The sequence below is a fragment of the Amycolatopsis coloradensis genome, from assembly GCF_001953865.1.
Lineage (GTDB): Bacteria > Actinomycetota > Actinomycetes > Mycobacteriales > Pseudonocardiaceae > Amycolatopsis > Amycolatopsis coloradensis.
In genome coordinates this window covers 166,519-187,343 of the sequence record NZ_MQUQ01000004.1, presented here as the reverse complement: position 1 = coordinate 187,343, position 20,825 = coordinate 166,519, and the positions used below count along the sequence as shown (strand labels likewise).

20 protein-coding genes and 2 pseudogenes are annotated in these 20,825 nt (G+C 68.1%); 14 read left to right on the top strand and 8 right to left on the bottom strand.

Annotated features, from left to right (window positions below; genetic code table 11):
* The first annotated feature begins 29 nt into the window (after positions 1-29).
* A complete protein-coding gene (locus tag BS329_RS43805; protein WP_167479993.1) occupies positions 30-206 on the top strand; it encodes a hypothetical protein in 177 nt (58 codons plus the stop codon).
* On the opposite strand, the gene BS329_RS07920 is transcribed toward BS329_RS43805, so the two are convergent.
* Entirely contained in the window at positions 153-1,094 is a 942-nt protein-coding gene (locus BS329_RS07920; RefSeq protein WP_076157365.1) for an MBL fold metallo-hydrolase, read from the bottom strand. The genes BS329_RS43805 and BS329_RS07920 overlap by 54 nt on opposite strands.
* 82 nt (positions 1,095-1,176) lie before the next feature.
* Here BS329_RS07920 and BS329_RS07915 point away from each other — a divergent pair, with 82 nt between their 5' ends.
* Together BS329_RS07915 and BS329_RS07910 are read left to right on the top strand one after the other, a co-directional pair.
* A complete protein-coding gene (locus BS329_RS07915; protein ID WP_076157363.1) occupies positions 1,177-2,037 on the top strand; it encodes a LysR family transcriptional regulator in 861 nt (286 codons plus the stop codon).
* A gap of 40 nt (positions 2,038-2,077) precedes the next feature.
* Complete coding sequence (locus BS329_RS07910) at positions 2,078-2,494, top strand: hypothetical protein (RefSeq protein WP_076157360.1); 417 nt, start codon at positions 2,078-2,080, stop codon at positions 2,492-2,494.
* Between the two features lie 15 nt (positions 2,495-2,509).
* Here BS329_RS07910 and BS329_RS07905 read toward each other — a convergent pair whose 3' ends face one another.
* Positions 2,510-2,998, bottom strand: a complete 489-nt coding sequence (locus BS329_RS07905) for an MSMEG_6728 family protein (protein WP_076157357.1) — start codon at positions 2,996-2,998, stop codon at positions 2,510-2,512.
* Between the two features lie 42 nt (positions 2,999-3,040).
* The gene (locus BS329_RS07900) at positions 3,041-3,946 is read right to left on the bottom strand and encodes a glutaminase (RefSeq protein WP_076157355.1); all 906 of its coding nucleotides are present in this window, start codon (positions 3,944-3,946) and stop codon (positions 3,041-3,043) included.
* Between the two features lie 170 nt (positions 3,947-4,116).
* Here BS329_RS07900 and BS329_RS07895 point away from each other — a divergent pair, with 170 nt between their 5' ends.
* On the top strand, positions 4,117-5,502 hold the full coding sequence (locus BS329_RS07895) for an amino acid permease (protein WP_076157352.1): 1,386 nt from the start codon (positions 4,117-4,119) through the stop codon (positions 5,500-5,502).
* A 76-nt stretch (positions 5,503-5,578) separates the two neighbouring features.
* Here BS329_RS07895 and BS329_RS07890 read toward each other — a convergent pair.
* Together BS329_RS07890 and BS329_RS07885 are read right to left on the bottom strand one after the other, a co-directional pair.
* A pseudogene (locus BS329_RS07890) lies at positions 5,579-5,895 on the bottom strand (aldehyde dehydrogenase family protein); the annotation flags it as partial.
* A 31-nt stretch (positions 5,896-5,926) separates the two neighbouring features.
* On the bottom strand, positions 5,927-6,796 hold the full coding sequence (locus BS329_RS07885) for a Cgl0159 family (beta/alpha)8-fold protein (protein WP_076157346.1): 870 nt from the start codon (positions 6,794-6,796) through the stop codon (positions 5,927-5,929).
* A 102-nt stretch (positions 6,797-6,898) separates the two neighbouring features.
* On the opposite strand from BS329_RS07885, the gene BS329_RS07880 reads away from it, so the two are divergent.
* The gene (locus tag BS329_RS07880) at positions 6,899-7,648 is read left to right on the top strand and encodes a GntR family transcriptional regulator (protein WP_076157344.1); all 750 of its coding nucleotides are present in this window, start codon (positions 6,899-6,901) and stop codon (positions 7,646-7,648) included.
* Here BS329_RS07880 and BS329_RS07875 read toward each other — a convergent pair.
* The 3 genes from BS329_RS07875 to BS329_RS07865 form a co-directional block, all read right to left on the bottom strand.
* A complete protein-coding gene (locus BS329_RS07875) occupies positions 7,628-9,067 on the bottom strand; it encodes an APC family permease (RefSeq protein ID WP_076157341.1) in 1,440 nt (479 codons plus the stop codon). The two genes, BS329_RS07880 and BS329_RS07875, sit on opposite strands and share 21 nt — an antisense overlap.
* A 251-nt stretch (positions 9,068-9,318) precedes the next feature.
* Positions 9,319-9,771 (bottom strand): MoaF C-terminal domain-containing protein, encoded by a 453-nt coding sequence (locus BS329_RS07870; RefSeq protein WP_076157338.1) that lies wholly within the window; start codon positions 9,769-9,771, stop codon positions 9,319-9,321.
* 99 nt (positions 9,772-9,870) lie between these two features.
* Positions 9,871-10,344 carry a carboxymuconolactone decarboxylase family protein gene (locus BS329_RS07865; protein WP_076157335.1) on the bottom strand — a complete coding sequence of 158 codons (474 nt, stop codon included), beginning with the start codon at positions 10,342-10,344 and terminating at the stop codon, positions 9,871-9,873.
* Between the two features lie 218 nt (positions 10,345-10,562).
* Between BS329_RS07865 and BS329_RS07860 the strand changes: the two genes are divergently transcribed.
* The 9 genes and pseudogenes from BS329_RS07860 to BS329_RS07820 all read left to right on the top strand — a co-directional run bounded on the left by BS329_RS07860 (position 10,563) and on the right by BS329_RS07820 (position 20,614).
* Positions 10,563-11,444 (top strand): SIS domain-containing protein, encoded by an 882-nt coding sequence (locus tag BS329_RS07860; protein ID WP_076157333.1) that lies wholly within the window; start codon positions 10,563-10,565, stop codon positions 11,442-11,444.
* A 15-nt stretch (positions 11,445-11,459) separates the two neighbouring features.
* Positions 11,460-12,347 (top strand): annotated as a pseudogene (locus BS329_RS07855) (1-phosphofructokinase family hexose kinase); the annotation flags it as partial.
* A gap of 175 nt (positions 12,348-12,522) precedes the next feature.
* Entirely contained in the window at positions 12,523-13,404 is an 882-nt protein-coding gene (locus tag BS329_RS07850; RefSeq protein WP_076157330.1) for a class II fructose-bisphosphate aldolase, read from the top strand.
* A gap of 81 nt (positions 13,405-13,485) precedes the next feature.
* Positions 13,486-14,886 (top strand): ABC transporter substrate-binding protein, encoded by a 1,401-nt coding sequence (locus BS329_RS07845; protein WP_076157327.1) that lies wholly within the window; start codon positions 13,486-13,488, stop codon positions 14,884-14,886.
* A complete protein-coding gene (locus BS329_RS07840) occupies positions 14,886-15,836 on the top strand; it encodes a carbohydrate ABC transporter permease (RefSeq protein WP_076157325.1) in 951 nt (316 codons plus the stop codon). The genes BS329_RS07845 and BS329_RS07840 overlap by 1 nt, the downstream gene beginning before the upstream one ends.
* 10 nt (positions 15,837-15,846) lie before the next feature.
* The gene (locus BS329_RS07835; RefSeq protein WP_076157322.1) at positions 15,847-16,776 is read left to right on the top strand and encodes a carbohydrate ABC transporter permease; all 930 of its coding nucleotides are present in this window, start codon (positions 15,847-15,849) and stop codon (positions 16,774-16,776) included.
* A gap of 6 nt (positions 16,777-16,782) precedes the next feature.
* Positions 16,783-17,850, top strand: a complete 1,068-nt coding sequence (locus BS329_RS07830) for an ABC transporter ATP-binding protein (protein WP_076157319.1) — start codon at positions 16,783-16,785, stop codon at positions 17,848-17,850.
* The gene (locus BS329_RS07825) at positions 17,847-19,703 is read left to right on the top strand and encodes a DUF5107 domain-containing protein (RefSeq protein WP_076157316.1); all 1,857 of its coding nucleotides are present in this window, start codon (positions 17,847-17,849) and stop codon (positions 19,701-19,703) included. The genes BS329_RS07830 and BS329_RS07825 overlap by 4 nt, the downstream gene beginning before the upstream one ends.
* Positions 19,704-19,828: 125 nt before the next feature.
* The gene (locus tag BS329_RS07820; RefSeq protein ID WP_076157314.1) at positions 19,829-20,614 is read left to right on the top strand and encodes a DeoR/GlpR family DNA-binding transcription regulator; all 786 of its coding nucleotides are present in this window, start codon (positions 19,829-19,831) and stop codon (positions 20,612-20,614) included.
* The last annotated feature ends 211 nt before the right edge of the window (positions 20,615-20,825 follow it).

Here is a 20,825-nt window from a genome sequence, read left to right as displayed (position 1 = left end):
ATACCGCAGGTTCGACAGGGAGAATTCCAATGAAGACCGCCGTTTCCGACGACATCCGCCGCTTCTTCGCCGACTCCGGGTTCGACGTCACCGCGGTGGGGCCGGCCGAAGTCGACGTCGTGATCGATCACTTCGACAACTGGAAGAACGTGTCAAGCGGAGGGACCTTCGGCTGCTTCACCGGCGCTTGCTGCCTCATGGCCTGAGTGTTCCGCGCAGAAACAGCCGACGCCTTTCGCGATCCAATCCCGCCCCTCCCACTCGGGGTGGCGTCCGATCATCCGCGCTTCGACCTCCGCGGCGATGGTCTCTTCGGGGAGAGCCGAATCGCGCCGCTTCCAGGTCTCGTCGCGCAGCAGTTCGAGGTACTCGCGGACGTCGGTCAGGATCCGGCGTCCGGAGACGTCGCCGTGGCCGGGGACGACGATGTCCGGCCCGGCGGCGGCCAGCCTTGCCAGCACTTCGATCCACCTCGATCCCGACACGTCGGTGTCGTACGGCGGGAACCACGGGAAGATCGAGAACTGACCGGCCTCGATCAGATCCCCGGTGAACAGCACGCCCGCGTCGGGGACGGTCACCACCTGATCGCCCTTGCTGTGTGCGCGGCCGGTCGCTTCCAGACGCACGACCCGTCCGCCGAGATCGAGGTCGTACCCCTTGTCGTAGACCACGTCCGGTGCGACCAGCTCGACGCCTTCCAGGTTCCGCGCGACCGGGGCGCCGAGGCCGCGGAACATCTCCAGGTAGGACGGTCCTTTGTGGACCAGGTCCGCCGCCTGCGCGCGGTTGACGAGGTAGGTCGCGTGGTCCGCGAAAACCTGCGCGCCGAACGCGTGCTCGGGGTGGAAATGCGTGGTGGTCAGGTACAGCTCGCGGCCACGGGCCTGCTCGGCCGCGAAGGCGAGCACCTTCTCGGCGTTGCGCGGGCCCAGCCCGGTGTCGACGACGAGTACCGAGTGCTCGCCGCCGATGAAGCCGATGTTGGGGACGAGACCGGCACCGAGGTTCGGGAGCACGACGACGTCGCGGGCGACTTCGCGGGCCTGGCCTGGATCGACGACGGGATCGTGGGTGAGTGGTTCGAAGGGCATGATCCGAATGTGCCGCCGGGAGCCCTCCGCCGTCCAAGTCCGATCTTCCCGGCCCGATACCGGCTGGGTATCATCGCCGGTGATGGAACTTCGCCTGCTGCGTTACTTCGTGGCCGTCGCCGAGGAGAGGCATTTCGGCCGGGCTGCCGCGCGGCTGCACATGACCCAGCCGCCGCTGAGCCGGGCCATCCAGCAGCTGGAAAACGACTTGGGAGTCGTGCTGCTGCTCCGCTCGGCCGCCGGGGTTGAGCCCACCGCGGCCGGGAGCACCCTGTACGCCGAGGCTCGTACCCTGCTGGACCAGGCCGAACGTGTCCGCGCTCGCGTCACGGCGGCGGCAGGCCCCGCGACGCTCACCGTCGGCACCCTCGCCGACGGGGCGGGGGAGGCGGGCACCCGGCTGGCCGCGGCGTTCCGCCGACGTCATCCCGAGGTCTCGATCCGTTTCCGCGAGGCGGATTTCACCGACCCCACCACCGGTTTGCGCGCCGGACTGGCCGACGTCGCGCTGACCCGGTCGCCGTTCGACGAGACCGGCATCAGCGTCCGGGTCCTGCGTTCCGACCCGGTCGGGCTCGTCCTGCGCACCGGCGACCCGCTCGCCGGTCGCGAGTCGATCGAACTGGCCGACGTCGCCGATCGGCCCTGGTTCCAGCTACCGGACGAAACGGACCCGCTGTGGCGCGCGTACTGGAACGGGGCGGCGCCGGTCGGGGAGCGACCGGCCGGTCCGGTGGTGCGCACGGTCAGCGAATGCCTGCAAGCCGTCCTATGGAACGGCACGGCGGGGATCGCGCCGCTCGGGCACGTCCTGCCCGACGGGCTCACCTGGGTGCCGTTGGCCGACCTGCCGCCGAGCCCGCTCGTCGTCGCGTGGGTGACCGGGCGGGAGAGCCCGCTGATCCGCTCGTTCGCCAGGATCGCCGTCGAAAGCCACCGATGAGGGTGGTGTGAAACCGCCGGGTCCGGGGAAATAGCAGGACATGCCGGACTCACCTTCAGAACCCGATGACGCGACCGTCGACGCCGTCGGAAAACTGGTCTTCGCCCTCGAAACGGTCGAACAGGCGCGCGGCCACCTGTACGCCTTCCATCACCTCACGGGAACCGCCGACTTCGCACTCGACGAAGCCGCGGAGGCGCTTCAGCAGGCCGGGCATCCCGAGTGGGCGGAGCGGATCCGGACCGAGCTGATCGGGCTCAACGTACTGCCGGAGCGGTGGACCTTCCAGCTGATCGAGGAGTACGACGACGGCTACTACGCGGCCTTCCGCGGGATGACCCGGGACATCGCCGGAGATCTCACCGGCGGACGCCGGCACCTGCACGAGGAGCGGATCAAGCGGCGGCGGCGTACCGACGGGCGACCGGGGCACGAGATGGGGCGGCCCAGCACCTGAGGTGGCGTTTCGCCGTCACTTCTTCTCGGCAGGTGTCCGTCGTGGACGGTCGGACGCGGGCCAGACGTAGGGCAGGTCGTCGGGGACGTCCGGGAATCTCGCGCGGTAGTGCTCGGGTTGTTTGCGGACCAGGGCCGACTGATGGCTGCGGTGGAAATCAGTGTCGCCGAGCCAAGGCGGGAGTTCCTTGGCCACCGCGAGCTGGGCTTGGGTGCGGATGAGCTCCACACCGGCGGTGCGGAGCAGGTCCAGCCGCAGCGTTTCGCGGCAGGTGTCCTGCCTGCCCGTCGCGCACCAGACTTCGCAAACTTCGAATCCGTAACGGACGAGGGCCTCTTCGTAACCCGCCCACATCGCCGCGGCCGGATGGTGGCGCCAACCGTAGCCCGGCACCGTCAGTGCGCGCAGGACCTGAATGGTCTCCACTCGTTGTTTGCCCAGCCTCCGCTGATCGAGCGCGGAGGCCGAGGCGCTGAAGTCGGCGAACGGGAGGAAGGTCTGCACATCGGCGGCTTCCCCGCCCGCCGGGGTCCGAAACCGGATCGGCTAGAAGATCGACCAGCCGGTCAGCGTGGTGAACCGGTCCAGCGCCGCGACGCCCGCGACGGAGTTGCCGCGCGCGTCCAACCCGGGACTCCACACGCAGACCGCGCACCGGCCGGGGACGATCGCGACGATGCCGCCGCCGACCCCGCTCTTGCCGGGAAGCCCGACGCGGTAGGCGAATTCGCCGGCCGCGTCGTAGGTTCCGCAGGTCAGCATCACCGCGTTGACCCGCTTGGCGGCACTCAGGCCGAGGAACCGGGTGCCGTCGTTGCGGACGCCGTGGCGGGCGAGGAACACCGCCGAACGCGCGACGTCCGCGCAGTTCATCGCGATCGAGCACTGGCGAACGTACTGGTCGAGGACGGCGGGCACCGGATTGCGCATGTTCCGGTAGGACGCCATGAAGTACGCGAGGGCGCGGTTGCGGTCGGCGTGCCCGGCCTCCGACGCGGCGACCTCGGCGTCGATTCCGATGTCCGCGCGGCCGCTTTCCTCGCGGAGGAACCGAAGCAGTGTTTCCGCGGCGTCACCATGGCGCGCCAATTCGTCGGTCACCACCAGCGCCCCGGCGTTGATGAAGGGATTGCGGGGGATCCCGCCCTCGTTCTCCAGCTGCACCAGCGAGTTGTACGGGTTTCCGGACGGCTCGCGGCCCACCCTCGTCCACACGCCGTCGCCGTGGGAGAGCGCGAGCGCCAGGGTGAAGACCTTCGACATGCTCTGGATGGAGAACGGCGCTTGCCAGTCACCGGCACCGTGCACCCCACCGTCCACTTCGGCCACCGCCATGCCGAACTGCCGTGGTTCGACCCTGGCCAGGGCGGGGATGTAGTCCGCGACGGCACCGCTGCCGATCTCCGGCGCGACGTCGTCGGCGATCCGGTCCAGCAACGCCGCGAGGTCCACGGCCGTAGCGTAGGAGGCCGCCTTCGCGCGCGAAGATCGGGGTTCCCGGGTGAATTTGTCAAATCGAAAGGGGAAATACCAGTATAATCACCAGAGTGACGTCCCGCACACCTTAAGTCTTCCTTAGCAACGTTGGTGACGTGTCGCACAAGCTCTAGCGTCTGGCAACCATGGATTCCTCGCTGCTCACCGAAAAAGGTGAAAGCTACTCAAAAGCACTGGGCAACCGCCAGGTGCAGATGATCGCCATCGGCGGCGCGATCGGTGTCGGGCTGTTCCTCGGTGCCGGTGGCAAGCTCCAGCAGGTCGGGCCGTCGCTGGTCCTGTCGTACGCGCTCTGCGGCATCGCCGCCTATTTCGTGATGCGTGCGCTCGGTGAGCTCGTGCTGCACGAGCCGACTTCCGGCAGTTTCGTCACCTATGCCCGCAAGTTCATCGGGCCGTGGGCGGGTTTCGCCTCCGGCTGGATGTACTGGGTGAACTGGGCGATGACCGGCATCGCGGAAATCACCGCGGTGGCGATCTACGTGCACAAGTGGCTGCCCGACGTACCACAGTGGATCACCGCACTGGTCGCCCTCGGCGTCCTGATCCTGGTGAACCTCCTTTCGGTGAAGCTGTTCGGCGAGCTGGAATTCTGGTTCTCGGTGGTCAAGGTGCTGGCCATCGTGGTCTTCCTGGTCACCGCGATCGGGTTGGTGCTCACCAGCGCCGACATCGGCGGCACCACGGCCGGTGTGCACAACCTGACCGCCCACAATGGGTTCTTCCCGGCGGGTGTCGGCATCGCGCTGATGACCTTGCAGGCGGTCATCTTCGCGTACTCGGCGATCGAGGTCGTCGGCATCGCGGCAGGCGAGACCAAGGACGCCCGCAAGGTACTGCCGAAGGCGATCAACGGCGTGGTCTGGCGGATCGGCGTGTTCTACGTCGGTTCCGTGCTGCTGCTGGCGATGCTGCTGCCCTGGCCGTTCTACAACGGTGGTGAGAGCCCGTTCGTCACCGTCTTCTCACGGCTCGGGATCCCGGGCATCGGCGACGTGATGAACGCCGTCGTGCTCACCGCCGCGCTGTCGAGCTGCAACTCCGGGCTCTATTCGACCGGCCGTATCCTGCGCGCGCTGGCGGACAAGGGTGAGGCGCCGAAGTTCGTCGGCAAGATGAGCGGCCGTCACGTGCCCTACGGCGGAATCTTGTTCACCTCCGGCGCCTACGTGCTGGGCGTGGTGCTCAACTACCTGGTGCCGAAGGACGCTTTCGACATCGCGATCGCGATCGCCTCGCTCGGCGTGATCACGACGTGGGCGACGTTGATCTTCTGCCAGCTGCGGCTGCGCCAGGCGGCGCTGCGCGGCGAGCTCGAACGGCCGTCGTACCGGATGCCGTTGGCGCCCTACAGCGGCTGGGCGACGCTGGGCTTCCTCGCACTGGTCGTGGTCCTGATGGGCTTCTCCGACGGCGCGGAGAAGATCGCGTTCTACTCGATCCCGGTGCTGGTCGTGGTGCTGGCCGTCGGCTGGCGGATCGTCGGCAAACGGCAGCAACAGGTGCGCTGACCCCTCCCGCAATTCGTCCTCTAGTTGCGGTCCTTGCGTGTGCAACTACCGCAACTAGAGGACGAATCGCGGGGCGTCAGCTCGAAGTCGGGAAGTGGAAACCGGCGGCGGTGTGCGGCCAGCGTGTGGTGACGACCTTCGCCCGCGTGTTCACCCCGATCATCCCCACCTTCACCTCGCGCTGGAACCTCCGCGCGGCCTCACCGCTGCCGCTGAAGATCGCGGTCCCGTTGCCGTAAGGGTTCGCGTTGATCAGCGCGATTGCCTCGTCCACAGTGGACACTCGCCGATCGCGAGCACCGGACCGAAGATCTCCTCGGTCACGTTGTCCAAAAAGGACGGTCCGACGAAGAACCCGTTCTCGTGACCGGTGACGTTCAGTGGTCGATGGTCTTCACGGGACGGCCTTTCACCGGTAGCGGATTCACAGCAGCCCGACGGCCGTGTCGACGGCCTTGGCGACGTCGCCGTCGTGCGGGTAGAGCAGGGACCGGCCGACCACGAGGCCTTGCACAGTCGGCAAGGCGAGCGCTCGCCGCCAGGCGGCGAACGCGACGTCGGGGTCCTTGACCTCGCCGCCCAGCAGAACGGCGGGCAACGTCGACGCGGCCAGCACGCGCTCCATGTCCTCGACCACCGGGAGTTTCAGCCAGGTATAGGCCGAGGTGCGGCCGAGACCGGAGGCGATGGTGATGGAGCGGATCACGGCCTCGGGGGAGAGGTCGTTGCGGAGGCGTCCGTCGACCCAGTCGGTGAGGAACGGCTCGACCATCGCGATCAGTTTCCGATCGGCCAGGTCGTTGATCGCCTTCGCGGTGTTCTCCAGGACGCCGGGCGTCGCCGGGTCGGTCAGGCAGATCCTGGTGAGCGTTTTGCCGCCGTCGAATCGCATCCGTTCGATCGCTTCGGCGTCGTAGCAGGCGAATCGGTCGTCGATCTCGAAGTTCGATCCGGCGAGGCCGGTTCGGTTCATCGAGCCGATGACGGTCTTGCCTTCGAGGACGCCGAGAAGCAGCAGATCGTCGATGATGTCCGGCGTCGCCAGCACTCCCGTGACACCGGGCCGCTCCAGCGCCAGGCCGAGACGGTCCAGCAGTTCGCCGCGATCGGCCATCGCGAACGGGGCGGAGCCGACGCCGTTCGCGCCGCGTGCCGGATGGTCCGCGGCGATGATCATCATGCGGCCCTTGTCGCCAAAGGGGGTTTCCGCCCTGGTCCGGGTGGCTGCGGCCTCCGCGATGGCCTCGGGATCGCTCACTCGGGTGGCGACTACGCGGCGTACTGTGTCGGACACCCTTTGTTCCTCCTGGCTCGCGTGACAGCTCGACCATCGCAAGGTGCCGGAGACTTTGTCAAGACATATGGACATAGCGGTTCGTCGCGGTAGGCTTCGCGCATGAAACCCTGGGCACCCGGTGAGATCGTGGTGGATCCGGACAGCCCGGAGCCGCTGTACTCCCAGGTCGCGCGGCAACTCCACGCCGCGATCGAGGACGGCAGGCTGCCGAACGGCGCGAGACTGGACAACGAGCTGGACCTGGCCGCGCGGCTGCATCTGTCCCGGCCGACGGTCCGCCAGGCGATCCAGTCACTGGTCAATCAGGGGATGCTCGTCCGCAAACGCGGTGTCGGCACGCAGGTCGTCCGCACCAAGGTCGCCCGCCCGTTGCGGTTGAGCAGCCTCTTCGACGACCTCAGCGAACTCGGCGACAAGCCGGAATCCGTCGTACTCGTCAACCGGGTCGAGCCCGCCGGTGAAGAGGCGGCCGAGCGGCTCGAGACACCGGGCCTGACGCACGTCCGGCGGCTGAAGCGGGTGCGCTCGACCGGCGGCGAACCACTGGCGATCATGAACAACTACCTACCCGACGGCATCATCGACCCGGACGACGACGAACTGCGGGACAAGGGGCTTTACCAGTTACTGCGCGCGGCGGGGGTCCGCCTGCACGCGGCCCAGCAGAACGTCGGCGCCCGGCAGGCGACCGAGGACGACGCCGAGCTGCTGGCAGAAAAACCGGGGGCGGCGCTGCTCACCATGCGCCGCACCACCTATGACGACGCCGGCCGCGTCGTCGAGCACGGATGGCATGTCTACCGCGCCTCGCGCTACTCGTTCAACCTCTCACTGACCAACAACGTCTGACCGTTCCAGATCGGACTGCAGCGCCGCGTACACCGAGGGACGGGACTTCCGCAGCCAGACGGCGAGCCCGAGCCCGGCCAGCGCGACGATCAGGAGCAGCCACGGCAGCAGCGGGACGACGCCGTTGCTCGACCCGGCGAGTGTCGGGAAGTTGAGGATGGCCAGCGTCACGATGACTCCGAGTCCCACCGCCCCGAGTCCGGGAGCGATCAGCGTCTTCACGATCCGGCGGTCACGGGTCCGGCGGAAGTAGACGAGGATCGCCACCGCCGCGAACAGTTGCAGGGTCAGGATTCCGAGCGTGCCGAAGCCGGTCATGCTCGCGGTGAGGTCGGCGACCGGGTCGAGCCCGGCGAGCCGGAACGCCAGCGCCACCAACGATCCGAAGGCCAGTTGGACGATCGATGCGTAGCGCGGCGCGCCATTGTGCGGGTTGGTCTTGCCCAGCAGTCGCGGCAGCACGCCGACCCGCCCCAGCGCGTACAGGTAACGGGAGGCCGAATTGTGCAGCGCCAGCAGCGCCGCGAACAGGCTGACGATCAAGAGCAGCAACATCACCTTGGTCAAGGTGTCGCCGAGATACTCCTGGGCGACCGACTGCACCAGATCTCCGGTCGAAAGGTGTTCGGCGGCCACGTCCTGCGCCTGTTCGGCGCCGATCGCGCTGACCACGGCCCAGGTCGTGAACGCGGCGAACACCCCGATGAACCCGATGGCGATGTAGGTCGCCCGCGGGATCGTCCGCTTGGGCTCCTTGGCCTCCTCGCCGAAGAGCGCTGTCGCCTCGAATCCGATGAAAGCGTTGGCGGCGAACAACAACGCCAGACCGCTCGCGCCCTGGAAGATGACCGACGGGCTGAACGCGGCGAAGGAGAAGCCGTGCCGGAACAGCACGCTGAAGTCCATGATCAGCAGGATCGACACTTCGAGGATCAGCGAGACTCCCAGCACTTTCGCGCTGACCGCGATTCCGCGCCGGCTGAGCAGCAGGACCAGCACCACCGAAAGCGCGCTCCAGAAGAACCAGTCGAGCTTCAGCCCGAAGACGGTGTCGATCGCGGTGGAGGTGAAGAACCCGCTCGTGCCGATCGCGCCCGCGACGAAACAGTTGTAGCCGAGCATCGCGACGAAACCGGCGACGAGACCCGGGGTCCGGCCCAAACCCTTGACCACGAAGGCGTAGAAGCCGCCCGCGCTGGTGAGGACTTTCGACATCTGCGCGTAGCCGACCGCGAACAGCAGCAGGACGACCGTGGCCAGCAGGAACGCCGCGACCATGCCGCCGCCGTTCCCGACCGCGATGCCGATGGCCGCGATCACGACCATCCCGGTCAAGGGCGCGACCGCGGCGAGCACGAGGAAGACGATGCCTGGCACGCCCAGGACGTTCTTGGCGAGTGACGTGTCTTCCTTGCTCATCCGCGCTCCCTGCCTGCCGACTTCCGGGTCGTCAGTATGGAAGCGATCATGGGCGGGGGCTTTGCCTTTGCGCGCTCACTGGTTGTTCGTCCGTGACGGCCGGGTCGCGGTGGTCGCGATTGGCGATGTCGCGTGATCAGCGGGACGACACACGTGACGGGATGGACGACACGCCGCACAGCCCGGCCGCGCCCGTGTCGTCCGTCCAGTCACACGTGTCGTCCGTTCAGTCACGCGTGTCGTCCATCCCGTCACGCGCCGCGCGGCTCGGGGAACGAGGGCCATCCGTGCGGGCGCTCCAGGATTTCGATGGTCGCCTGGTCCACCAGAAAGTATTGCCCGCCGTCTTCACGCGGGTTCGTGTAAGCGGCCGTCGCCACCAACTGGCCGAAGTCGGCCATCACCGCGATCGGGTAGCCGCCGTCGAAGATCTCCCCGTGCGCGGCCGTCGCGACGGTCCCGGTCTCGTACCAGGTGACGAAATACTGCGCCGGGCCGGTTTCGAAGACGCGCAGGGTCGCCTCCTTTTGCCGGACACCGGCGAAGTCACCCGACACCCCGGTCCAGATCATCGTCGTCCGGTCCGCGTAGTGCTGCTCCAGCACGTTCCCGGAGCCGTAGTGGAAGTTCGCGCGGAGCCCGACGAGGTCGGTGCTGAGCCGATGGGTTCCGGTCACGGGGAAGAAGCGGACGTCGAGTTGCACGGGCTGAACCTCCGGATCGCTGGTACCCGCAGGTTTAGCAGCCCGACGCACCTCGATCGTTGTCCGGCGAAGCGATCCTGTTGTCGGTGAACGCGAGGATCAGTCGAACATGCCGGGCTGGTAGTCGCCCGCAGGCGTCCGGGCGATGACGTTGAGCCGGTTGTACGCGTTGATCGTGGCGACCAGGGCGATCAGGGCGCCGATCTGCTCGTCGTCGTAGTGCTTGCGCACCTGCGCCCAGGTCTCGTCGCTGACGCCGTGGTGGGCGTCGGCGATCCGGGTGCCCTCTTCGGTCAGCGCCAGTGCCGCGCGCTCCGCTTCGGTGAACACGTTCGCTTCCCGCCAGGCGGCGACCAGGTTGAGCCGCACCGAGGTCTCGCCTGCGTGCGCGGCGTCCTTGCTGTGCATGTCGGTGCAGAAACCGCAGCCGTTGATCTGGCTGGCGCGCAGTTTCACCAGTTCCTGCGTCGCATGCGGCAGCGAGGACTCTTCGATCGGGCGGTTCGCGGCGCCGAGGCGCTTGGCGTACTTGACGATGACCTCGTTCTCGAACAGGTTGACTCGGGCTTCCATGATCTTTCCTCTCCGTCGGTTTCCGTACACATGACGGTGGGGCCGGGAAGGTTGTGACAGCCAGGGGAGTGAGGCCGGTCACCCTGGGAGTGAATCCGCCCTTCCTGCGCATCTGAGCGCAACGAATGCGTGAAACTGCACTCTTGGAGCATTGACGCTGCACAAAACTGCACCTAACGTGACAGCTACTGCGCACAACTGGCACGGATGGGGAATTCATGAGCGGGACCTTCATGGCGGCGGAGATCGCGAGTCAGCCCGGCTGCTGGCGGGACGCGGCGGCGCTGGCCTCGGCGAACAGCGCTCTGCTGCCGCCACCGGGCGCGCGGGTCGCGATCGTCGGCTGCGGCACGTCATGGTTCATCGGCCAGGCGTATGCCGTCCTTCGCGAATCCGCCGGGCTCGGCGAGACCGACGCGTTCGCCGCGTCGGAGTTCCCGCCTGCCCGCGAATACGACCACGTCGTGGCGCTGACCAGGTCGGGTACGACGACCGAGGTGCACGCCCTGCTGGCGAAACTGCGAGGGAAGACACCGACCATCGCGATCACCGGCGTGCCAGGCGAGATCGAGGCCGCCGCGGACACCATCGTCGATCTGTCCGTTGTGGACGAACGTTCGGTCGTGCAGACCCGCTTCGCCACCACGGCGCTGGCGATGCTGCGCGCGCACCTCGGCGAGGACCTGAGCGTGGCCGCCGATCAGGCCGAACGCGTACTCGCCGAGCCGCTGCCCGACGAACTGGTCACCGCGGAGCAGTTCAGCTTCCTCGGCACCGGCTGGTCGGTGGGCATCGCCAACGAAGCCGCACTCAAGTTCCGCGAGGCGTGTCTGCTGTGGACGGAGTCGTACCCGGCGTGGGACTACCGGCACGGTCCGATCAGCATCAGCGAACCGGGTCGCGTCACCTGGATGTTCGGGCAGGCGCCGGACGGGCTGGCCGACGACGTCGCCCGCGCGGGTGGCCTGTTCGTCGAGAGCGGCCTGGACCCGCTCGCGGACCTGGTCCGCGCGCAGCGTGTCGCCGGGGCGATCGCCGCCCGCAAGGGGCTCGACCCGGACAACCCCCGCGGTCTCACCCGATCCGTCGTCCTCACCTGAGAGCGCGAGGCCGTCGTGATCGTCACCGTCACGCCGAACACCGCGCTGGACGTCACGTACACAGTGGACGGTCTCCGGCCCGGTGACGTGCACCGCGCGAGGGATGTGCGGTACCGGGCCGGTGGCAAGGGCGTCAACGTCGCCAGGGTGCTGCACGCGCTCGGGGTCGAGGTCCGCGCGGTGCTCACGGCCGGTGGCACGACGGGAGCCGCCGTCGAGGACGACCTCGCGGCGGCGAAGATCCCAGTCGACGTCGTCCCGATCGCCGGGGAAACCCGGCGTACCACCACGGTTTTGGCGGACGACGGCTCAGTCACACTGCTCAACGAACCCGGGCCGCGGCTGACCGGCGAGGAATGGCAAGCGTTTGCCTCCGCTGTTCGGTCCGGAAAGCCGGACGTGCTCGTCTGCTCGGGCAGCCTCCCGCCGGGCGCCGGGGGGTACGCCGGGCTGTTCGGCGGCGCACCATCCATCTTGGACACTTCCGGCGAAGCACTGCTCGCCGGGCTGGCCGGGCGGCCGTCGGTCGTCAAACCGAACGCCGGCGAACTCCGCGAGGTCACCGGCCTGCGTGATCCGGTGTCCGCCGCGGCCGAACTCCGCAAGGCCGGGGCGGGGGCGGTCGTCGTCTCGCTCGGGCCTGAGGGGCTGCTGGCGGTGACCGGGGCCGGCACCTGGCACGCGGCACCGTCCACTGTGCTGCGGGGCAACACCACCGGCGCGGGTGACGCCGCCGTCGCGGCGCTGGCGCTGGGTTTGAGCCGTGGTGAGTCGTGGCCGGAAATCCTGCGCCGGGCCGTCGCGTTGTCCGGTGCCGCGGTGCTCGGCCCGCTCGCCGGTGACGTCGACCTCGCGCATTACCAAGCCGAACAGGGGCTGGTCGCCGTACGCGCCCGGCCGGACCAGGACATGTCCGGTAGATCGGTCCGTGGTCTTCGCGCCCAGGCGGCCTCTGGCGGCACAGGTCCTTCGGCCGAGTACGACCCGGTACGACGCCGAAGGGCCCGCACCCCCAGGAACCACCTGGATCACGACGTCCATCGAACCGATTTACCAGATACGCCTTAGGAGAACCGTCATGCCTCTGGTGGGAACCGGGGAGATCGTCGGGGCCGCCGCGGCGGCCCGGCACGGCTGCGGCGCGTTCAACGCGATCCAGCTGGAGCACATCACCGCGATCGTGGCCGGGGCCGCCGCCGCGGAAACACCCGTGATCGTGCAGTTGAGCCAGAACGCCGTGAAGTACCACGGCGCACTCGCTCCCATCGGCGCGGCGGCGCTCGCCGCGGCCGGAGGGGCGGTCACTCCGGTCGCGGTGCATCTCGATCACGCCGAGTCGCCGGACCTGGTCCGCGAGGCGGTCACGCTCGGTTTCGGCTCGGTCATGTTCGACGCGTCCAAACTGGACTACGCCGACAATGTGCGTGCCACCAAGGAGATCGCCACGTACTGCCACGACCACGGAGTGTGGGTCGAGGCGGAACTCGGAGAGGTCGGGGGAAAGGACGGCGTCCACGCCCCCGGCGCGCGCACCGATCCGGACGAGGCGGCGGAGTTCGTCGCGGCGACCGGCGTCGACGCGCTGGCGGTGGCCGTCGGCAGTTCGCACGCCATGCTCACCCGTGACGCCGCGCTGGACTTCGAGCTGATCAGCAGGCTGCGGCAGCGTGTGCCGGTGCCGCTGGTGCTGCACGGCTCGTCAGGTGTGCCCGACGACGGGCTGGCCGAGGCGGTGCGGGCCGGGATGACGAAGATCAATATCGCCACCCAGCTCAACAAGGTGTTCACCGCGGCCGCGGCGGACGACTGGCGCGCGCATCCGGAACGCGTCGACCCGCGGAAGTACCTCGGCGCCGGACGGTCCGCCGTCGCCGTCGAGGTGCGACGTTTGCTGGGAGTGCTCAAGGTTGTCTTATCCGCACCGGAAAAGGTGACGATTGAGCAGACTTTGCGCGATTGAGTGTTGACATGTGCGTGAAACCTCACAAAACTGCGCAATAACTAGCAGAACTTGTGTGATCTTCGATCCAGGTGGTGGCGGATGCGGGTAGACAGGCTCACGACAGTGATGTCAGCGACGGCAGGGGCGGCGCTCCTGCTCGCGGGATGCGGCGGCGGGGACACGGCCGGTGGCACCGGCGAGAACGCGCTCCCCGGCGTCGACCAGTTCCTCAACGCGCCTTGTCCGGAAGCGGCGATGAAACCCGCCACGGACAAGGAGTTCACGTACTGGTCCATGTGGACGGCCGACGAACCGCAGGGCGAGGTCTTGCAGAAGGCCTTCAAATGCTTCACGGAGAAGACCGGCGTCAAGGTCGACGTGCAGTGGCTGGGCCGCAAGGCCTACACGCAGAACCTGGTGCCCGCGCTGAACACCGACGCGGTGCCGGACCTGTTCGACCAGGACGTCAGCAAGGTCGGCGCGGCGATCATGACGCCGGGTGGCACGCAGAGCGTCGACGACGTGTTCGCGATGAAGGTCGGCGAGGGCGACAAGACCGTCAAGGACGTGCTTTCGCCCAGCTCGTACGACTTCCCGCAGAACAAGGACCGCGAGGGCCACAACTTCATGGTCCCGTACACGATCCAGTCGAGCGCGTGGTGGTTCGACAAGGACACCGCCGGTGACATCCAGCAGCCGAAGACGATGGACGAGCTGATCGGCCTGTTCGACAAGGCCAAGTCCGATGGCAAGGCCGCGATCAGCCTCGACGGCGACATTCCGTTCTACAACATGTACTTCTACACCCAGCTGGCCGAGCGGTACGTCGGCGCGGGCGGGCTGTACAAGGCGGCGACCGACAAGACCGGCCAGGCGTGGAAGACCGACCCCGGTTTCCTCAAGGCCGCCACCGAGACCGCGAAGCTGCCGAAGTACTTCATCGATGGCTGGGACGCGGCGAAGTTCCCGCAGGTGCAGCAACGCTGGGCCGACGGCGACTCCCGCTTCCTCTACGTCGGCAGCTGGGCGCCGAGCGAGACCCGGGAGTACCTGGACAAGCAGGGCGCCGGGACGAAGATCAACTACGGCTCCTTCCAGTTCCCGATGCCCGAGGGCGCCACCCACGACACCGTCGAGCAGATGTCGATCGGTTTCTCGGTGACCAAGAAGGCCAAGCACGCCGAGGGCGCCAAGGCGTTCATCGCCTACTTCCTCAACAAGGACCTGCTTTCCGGGATTCCCGCGGTGGCCGACAACCTCGTGCCGCGGGCCGACCTTGCCGTGCCGGACGACCTCAAGCAGGTCAAGGCCGCGTTGGACGACCCGAAGAAGGAACACGTCCTGCAGTACGACGGGATCGACGGCGTCGCCGGCGGCAAATGGCAGACCGACGTCTTCGATCCGGCCGACATCGCCCTGCTGAAAGGGCAGCTCACCCCGGAACAGTTCGTGGACCAGCTCGCCACCAAGGGCGCCGAGTTCTGGAAGAACCAGGGCTGATGGCCACGGTCACGACGCCGACGACACCGTCGGCGAGGGCGGTGAAGGCCGGGGCTCACCTGCACCGCAAGAAGCGGCTGTTCTGGCCGTTCGCCGCGCCGGCGCTGGCGCTGTACCTGGCCTTCCTGGTACTGCCGACGATCGCGACCGTGGTGCTGAGCTTCACCAGCTGGGCCGGGGCCGGGGACACGCCGAAACCCAACGGTGTCACCAACTACACGCAGATGGTGGCGAGTGACTCGTTCCAGTACGCCTTCGGCAACACGCTGATCTACGTCTTCCTCGGCGGCATCGGCACGTTCGCCTTGGCGTTCCTGTTCACCATGGTGCTGCGGGACATGAAGGGCGGGAAGACCGTCCGCGCCATCCTGTTCTTCCCCAACATCGTGGCGCCCGTGGCACTCGGGATGTTTCTCGGCTTCGTCTTCAAGTACCAGCCGGGGAAACAGGGGCTGGCGAACTACGTGATGGAGAGCCTCGGCGCGGACGCGGCGAAGTTCCTCGCACCGTCCAATGTGACCGATGTGGTGACGGCGTCGCTGATCTGGGCCAGCTCGGGTTTCTACATCACCATCCTGATGGCCGCTGTCGACCGGATCCCGCCGTATCTCTACGAGGACGCGGAACTGGGCGGCGCGTCGCCGTGGCAGAAGTTCCGCAACATCACGCTGCCGATGACCTGGGACGTCGTCGGCGTCGCCGGCGTGCTGTGGACGATCAACGCGCTCAAGATCTTCGAGCTGGTGTTCGTGCTGGCCGGGCCGGGCACCTACGCCCCGCCGAACGAGGCGTGGACGCTGGGGATCTACGTGTTCGACCGGACCTTCGGCTCGAACGGCACCCCGGACTTCGGTGCCGCCTGTGCCTGCGCGGTGGCGATGATCGCGCTGGTTTCCGTGCTCGTCGTCCTGCTCCGCCGTTTGATGCGCCGTGACGCGATCCAGTTCTGAGGGAGACCCCATGTCCGTCACCGACGTCGAGGCGCCCGCGCGCCCGCCGGCGAAGCCGGTGCGCAAGCCACCGCGCAAACCGCGGCCCGCGCCGGGCTCGAAACGGTTCAGTCCATTGCGGGTCCTGGGTTCCACCATCGTGTGGCTGTTCACCGCGGGCAACATCCTGGTGCTGTACTGGCTGCTCACCGCCTCGTTCAAAACGCCGGTGGAGATCTTCACCAAGCCGTTCGCCCTGCCGTACCAGTGGTTCAAGAACGGCAAACCGTTCCGGAACTTCCTCTACGCCTGGAACAACGCCGGTTTCGGCGACGCCGTGCTGACCACGGTGGTCCTGGTCGGGCTCGCGACGGTGGTGACGGTCGCCGTCTCGGCGCCCTGCGCGTACGCACTGACCAGGCTCGGCGTCCGCGGCTCCGGGCCGATGACCAACGCGGTCGCGATCGGGATGGGCGTGCCGTTCCAGACCGTGATCATCCCGCTGTTCGTGGTGCTGAGCAAGATCCACCTCGACAACGAGTACGGCCTGTTCGTGCTGTACGTGGCCCTGTCCATCCCGTTCACGGTGTTCTTGATGACCGGCTTCTTCCGGTCGCTGCCGGACGAGCTGGAGGAGGCGGCCGCGCTCGACGGCGCGTCGCCGACGCGGACGTTCTTCTCGGTCATGCTGCCGCTGACCCGCGGCGGCATGATCACCGCGCTGACACTGAACGCCATCGGCCTGTGGAACGAGACGCTGCTGGCGATCGTGTTCCTCAAGGACCAGGCGCACTTCACCCTCTCCCGCGCGCTTTTCACCTTCTACGGAGCCGCGAGCTACCAGTCGGAGTACGGCGGCCTGATCGCCGGGGTGGCGATCGTCGTGCTCCCGATGCTCGTGCTCTACCTCGTGCTCGCCCGCCGGATCATCACCGGCCTGACCCTCGGCGCCGGAAAGTAGGACCTGATGGCCACCGTGACCTTCTCCGACACCACGCGGTTCTACGCCGGGGTGGAGCGCCCGGCCGTCGACGGCCTCGACCTCGAGGTGGCCGACGGCGAGTTCCTCGTCCTGGTCGGCCCGTCCGGCTGCGGCAAGTCGACCACGCTGCGGATGCTCGCCGGGCTGGAAGGCGTCGACGACGGCTCCATCCACATCGGCGACCGCGACGTCACCGAACTGCCGCCGAAGGACCGCGACATCGCGATGGTGTTCCAGAACTACGCGCTCTACCCGCATATGACCGTGGGGGAGAACATCGGCTTCCACCTGAAGCTGGCCAAGATGCCCAAGGCCGAACGCGAACGCAAGGTGCGCGAGGCCGCGGCCGTGCTGGACCTGACCGACTACCTGGACCGCAAGCCCGCGAAGCTGTCCGGCGGGCAGCGGCAGCGGGTCGCGATGGGCCGGGCGATCGTACGGGAACCGAGCGTGTTCCTGATGGACGAACCACTGTCCAATCTGGACGCCAAACTCCGGGTGCAGACGCGGACCCAGATCGCTTCCCTGCAACGGAGGCTGGGCATCACGACGCTCTACGTCACGCACGACCAGGTCGAGGCGATGACCATGGGCGACCGGGTCGCGGTGCTGAAGGACGGCGTCCTGCAACAATGCGACACACCGGTCGGGTTGTTCGCGCGGCCGGTCAACGTGTTCGTCGCCGGATTCATCGGCTCGCCGGCGATGAACCTGCTGGAGACCACTGTGGACACCGATGGCGCCGTCGTCGGTGGGACACGGCTGCCGCTGACTCCGGCGCAGCGATCCGCGCTGACCGGTCCCGGCGTCGTCGTCGGGGTCCGCCCTGAAGGCTGGACGATCGGGGACGGTGGCTACGAGGCCGTCGTCGAGGTCGTCGAGGAACTGGGCAGCGACCAGTATCTCTACTGCCGCGACGGCGACCGAGTGCTGACGGTCCGCACTCCGGGCATGGCCCCGTGGCAGCGCGGCGAGCCGATCACACTGGCCCCGCGGCCGGGTTCGGTGCACTTGTTCGACGCCACCACCGGTGATCGGCTCCCCGACGCATGACCCGCCTGTACCGCACCGGGCTGGTGCTCCCGGCCGCCGATCCGGGACCGGAGAACCCGTTGCCACCGCTTCGGAAGCCCGAAGCGGTGACAACAGTGTCCAATGTGGACGAACTGCCCGCGGACCTGGCGGAAGGCATCGGATACGGCCGCCTGGACACCACGCTGCCGTGTCTGCTGCGGGACGGCTACACCCGCGAACGCGCCGAACGCGAGCTTCCGGCGTTGGTGCTGGAGAACGACCGGCTCCGCGCCACCGTGCTGCCGTCGCTGGGCGGGCGGCTGTACTCGCTCTTCCACAAACCGTCCGGACGCGAGCTGCTGTATCGCAATCCCGTGTTCCAGCCCGCGAACCTCGCCCTGCGGGACGCCTGGTTCGCCGGTGGCGTCGAATGGAACCTCGGGAGCACCGGGCACACCACGCTGACCTGCGAACCGATGTTCGCCGCGGCGATCGAGGGGCCGGACGGCACACCGGTGCTGCGGCTGTGGGAATGGGAACGCACCCGCGATCTGCCGTACCAGATCGACTTCCGGCTGCCGGCCGGGTCCGATCACCTGCTCGTGGCGGTGCGGATCCGGAACCCGCATCCCCACGACGTCCCGGTGTACTGGTGGTCGAACATCGCGGTGCCGCGGAACGAGGGCACCCGGGTGCTGGCACCCGCGACACGTGCGTGGCATTACGGCTATTCGGGACGGCTCGAGCTGGTCGACGTCCCGGGTGAACTGACCTACCCGGCCCGTGCCGAAGCCGCGGCGGACTACTTCTTCGAGGTGACCGGACGGCCCTGGGTCGCGGCCGTCGAGAGCGACGGGACGGGGCTGGCCCAGCTGTCCACCGGGCGATTGCGCGGGCGGAAGCTGTTCCTGTGGGGCGAATCCGACGGTGGCCGTCGCTGGCAGGAGTGGCTGGCTCCCGGCGCGGGCGGCTACCTGGAGATCCAAGCGGGCCTGGCCAGGACCCAGCTGGAACACCTGCGGTTGCCGCCAGGGGAGGGCTGGGACTGGCTGGAGGCCTATGGTCCGGTCACCGCCGATCCGGCGGCGGTGCACGGGAACGACTGGACGGCGGCTCGCGAAGCCGTCGTCGCCGGGCTGCCGTCGGCGGAGATGCTGGACGAGTACCACGACGCCTGGCGGAAGATCGCCGACGTCACCCCGGAATCGTTCCTGGCCACCGGTTCCGGCTGGGGCGCGCTGGAGAACCGGCGGGCGCCGATGTGCCTGCCCGGCACGCCGTTCCCGGACGATTCGCTCGGGCCGGACCAGGAGCCGTGGCTCGCGTTGCTCGACGGAACGCCGCCGGACGGGGATCCACTGGCCGTGCCCCCGCCGACACTGGTGAACCGGTACTGGGCGGATCTGATGGAGTACGCCTCGAAGAACTGGCTGACCTGGTATCACCGCGGCGTCGCGCACTGGGCGGACGGACGGCATTCGGACGCCGTCCGTGCCTGGCGCGAGTCCGTCTCGGCGGCCGAGAATCCTTGGGCGCTGCGGAATCTCGCGGTCGCCACGTCGGGACACGAGGCTGCTTGGCTGTACCGGCGAGCGGTCGCCCTCGCGCCGACGCTGCGTCCTTTGGTCGTCGAGGCGATCGCGGCGCAGCTCGCCGCGGGACTTGCGGGTGAAGCGGCCGAGTTGCTGGACGGACTCCCGCTGGAGGGGCGGATCGCCTTGCTGACGGCCCGCACCCGCCTGGCGGAAGGGGATCTCGCCGGGGCCAAGGCCGTGTACGACATCGGTTTCGAGGTCGCCGACATCAGGGAAGGGGAAACGTCTCTTTCGGACACTTGGGCGGCGGTTTCGGACGAACCGCTGCCGGCGCGGTACGACTTCCGCATGAAGTGACCGGCCGGCCGCTCGACCGGCGTGCCGCGCGCGGCGGACAACCGCGATGCAGCATACTGCTCGAAACAGTGGCCAACAGCGCAACGTCATGCGCGATAGGCCGCAGCGAGCTAGGAGTGGCGCGGATGGCCCGGCACGAACGCCTGAGCACCCTGCTGGACCTGCTGGGGCAGCGGGAAAAGATCGACGTCGAGGACGTCGCCGAAGAGTTGAACGTCTCCGCGGCCACGATCCGGCGCGACCTCGACCACCTGGCGGAGCAGCAGTTGCTCACCCGAACCCGGGGTGGCGCGGTGGCCAACGATCTCGCCTACGACCTGCCGTTGCGGTACAAGACCGCGCGGCACGTGCCCGAGAAACAGCGGATCAGCGTCGCCGCGGCGTCACTCGTGGCGCAGGGCATGGTGGTCGGCCTCAACGGCGGCACGACCACGGCCGGGGTCGCGCGGTCGCTGGCCACGCGGTCCGGTCTCGCGGGCGTACGTGATTCGCCGGGGCTGACGGTGGTCACCAACGCGCTGAACATCGCGCACGAACTCGCGGTGCGGCCGCATGTGAAGATCGTGGTCACCGGTGGTGTCGCGCGGCCGCAGTCGTTCGAACTCAGCGGCCCGCTGGCCACGCGGGTGCTCAGTGAACTGACGATCGACCTGCTGTTCCTCGGTGTCGACGCCTTCGACGCCGAGGCGGGCGCCTTCGCCCACCATGAGGGCGAAGCGAGCATCAACCGGCTGATGGTCGAGCGGGCGGAACGCGTCGTCGCGGTCGCCGACGGCTCGAAGCTGGGCCGTCGCGCGTTCGCCAGGATCTGCGCGACGACGCAGGTGCACGCCCTCGTCACCGACTCCAACGCCGATCCGAAGATCCTGCGTGCTTTCGAGGCCGCGGGGATCGAGGTCCAGGCCGTCTGACCGGCACCCGTCACCTCCGAGTGTCACGAAAGGGTCTTTCAGGGCATCTTGTGTCCTGAAAGACCCTTTCATCACATCCAGGGCACGAGCACCCGTTGTCGCACAAGGATCTTCGTGCGACCCGACGAAAGTCGGCAGCACCGCTTCGGCGGATGACTTCGCGCGGACCGTGCGCTATACAGAGACCATATTGCGTATTCATGCGCGAAAG

Bases quoted from the DNA above. Each gene is read 5' to 3' on its own strand.
- BS329_RS43805 (WP_167479993.1), top strand. From the start codon at position 30: ATGAAGACCGCCGTTTCCGACGACATCCGCCGCTTCTTCGCCGACTCC.
- BS329_RS07830 (WP_076157319.1), top strand. From the start codon at position 16,783: ATGGCCACCGTGACCTTCTCCGACACCACGCGGTTCTACGCCGGGGTG.
- BS329_RS07860 (WP_076157333.1), top strand. From the start codon at position 10,563: ATGAGCGGGACCTTCATGGCGGCGGAGATCGCGAGTCAGCCCGGCTGC.
- BS329_RS07895 (WP_076157352.1), top strand. From the start codon at position 4,117: ATGGATTCCTCGCTGCTCACCGAAAAAGGTGAAAGCTACTCAAAAGCA.
- BS329_RS07840 (WP_076157325.1), top strand. From the start codon at position 14,886: ATGGCCACGGTCACGACGCCGACGACACCGTCGGCGAGGGCGGTGAAG.
- BS329_RS07850 (WP_076157330.1), top strand. From the start codon at position 12,523: ATGCCTCTGGTGGGAACCGGGGAGATCGTCGGGGCCGCCGCGGCGGCC.
- BS329_RS07875 (WP_076157341.1), bottom strand. From the start codon at position 9,067: ATGAGCAAGGAAGACACGTCACTCGCCAAGAACGTCCTGGGCGTGCCA.
- BS329_RS07845 (WP_076157327.1), top strand. From the start codon at position 13,486: ATGCGGGTAGACAGGCTCACGACAGTGATGTCAGCGACGGCAGGGGCG.
- BS329_RS07880 (WP_076157344.1), top strand. From the start codon at position 6,899: ATGAAACCCTGGGCACCCGGTGAGATCGTGGTGGATCCGGACAGCCCG.
- BS329_RS07910 (WP_076157360.1), top strand. From the start codon at position 2,078: ATGCCGGACTCACCTTCAGAACCCGATGACGCGACCGTCGACGCCGTC.
- BS329_RS07920 (WP_076157365.1), bottom strand. From the start codon at position 1,094: ATGCCCTTCGAACCACTCACCCACGATCCCGTCGTCGATCCAGGCCAG.
- BS329_RS07825 (WP_076157316.1), top strand. From the start codon at position 17,847: ATGACCCGCCTGTACCGCACCGGGCTGGTGCTCCCGGCCGCCGATCCG.
- BS329_RS07835 (WP_076157322.1), top strand. From the start codon at position 15,847: ATGTCCGTCACCGACGTCGAGGCGCCCGCGCGCCCGCCGGCGAAGCCG.
- BS329_RS07820 (WP_076157314.1), top strand. From the start codon at position 19,829: ATGGCCCGGCACGAACGCCTGAGCACCCTGCTGGACCTGCTGGGGCAG.
- BS329_RS07865 (WP_076157335.1), bottom strand. From the start codon at position 10,344: ATGGAAGCCCGAGTCAACCTGTTCGAGAACGAGGTCATCGTCAAGTAC.
- BS329_RS07915 (WP_076157363.1), top strand. From the start codon at position 1,177: ATGGAACTTCGCCTGCTGCGTTACTTCGTGGCCGTCGCCGAGGAGAGG.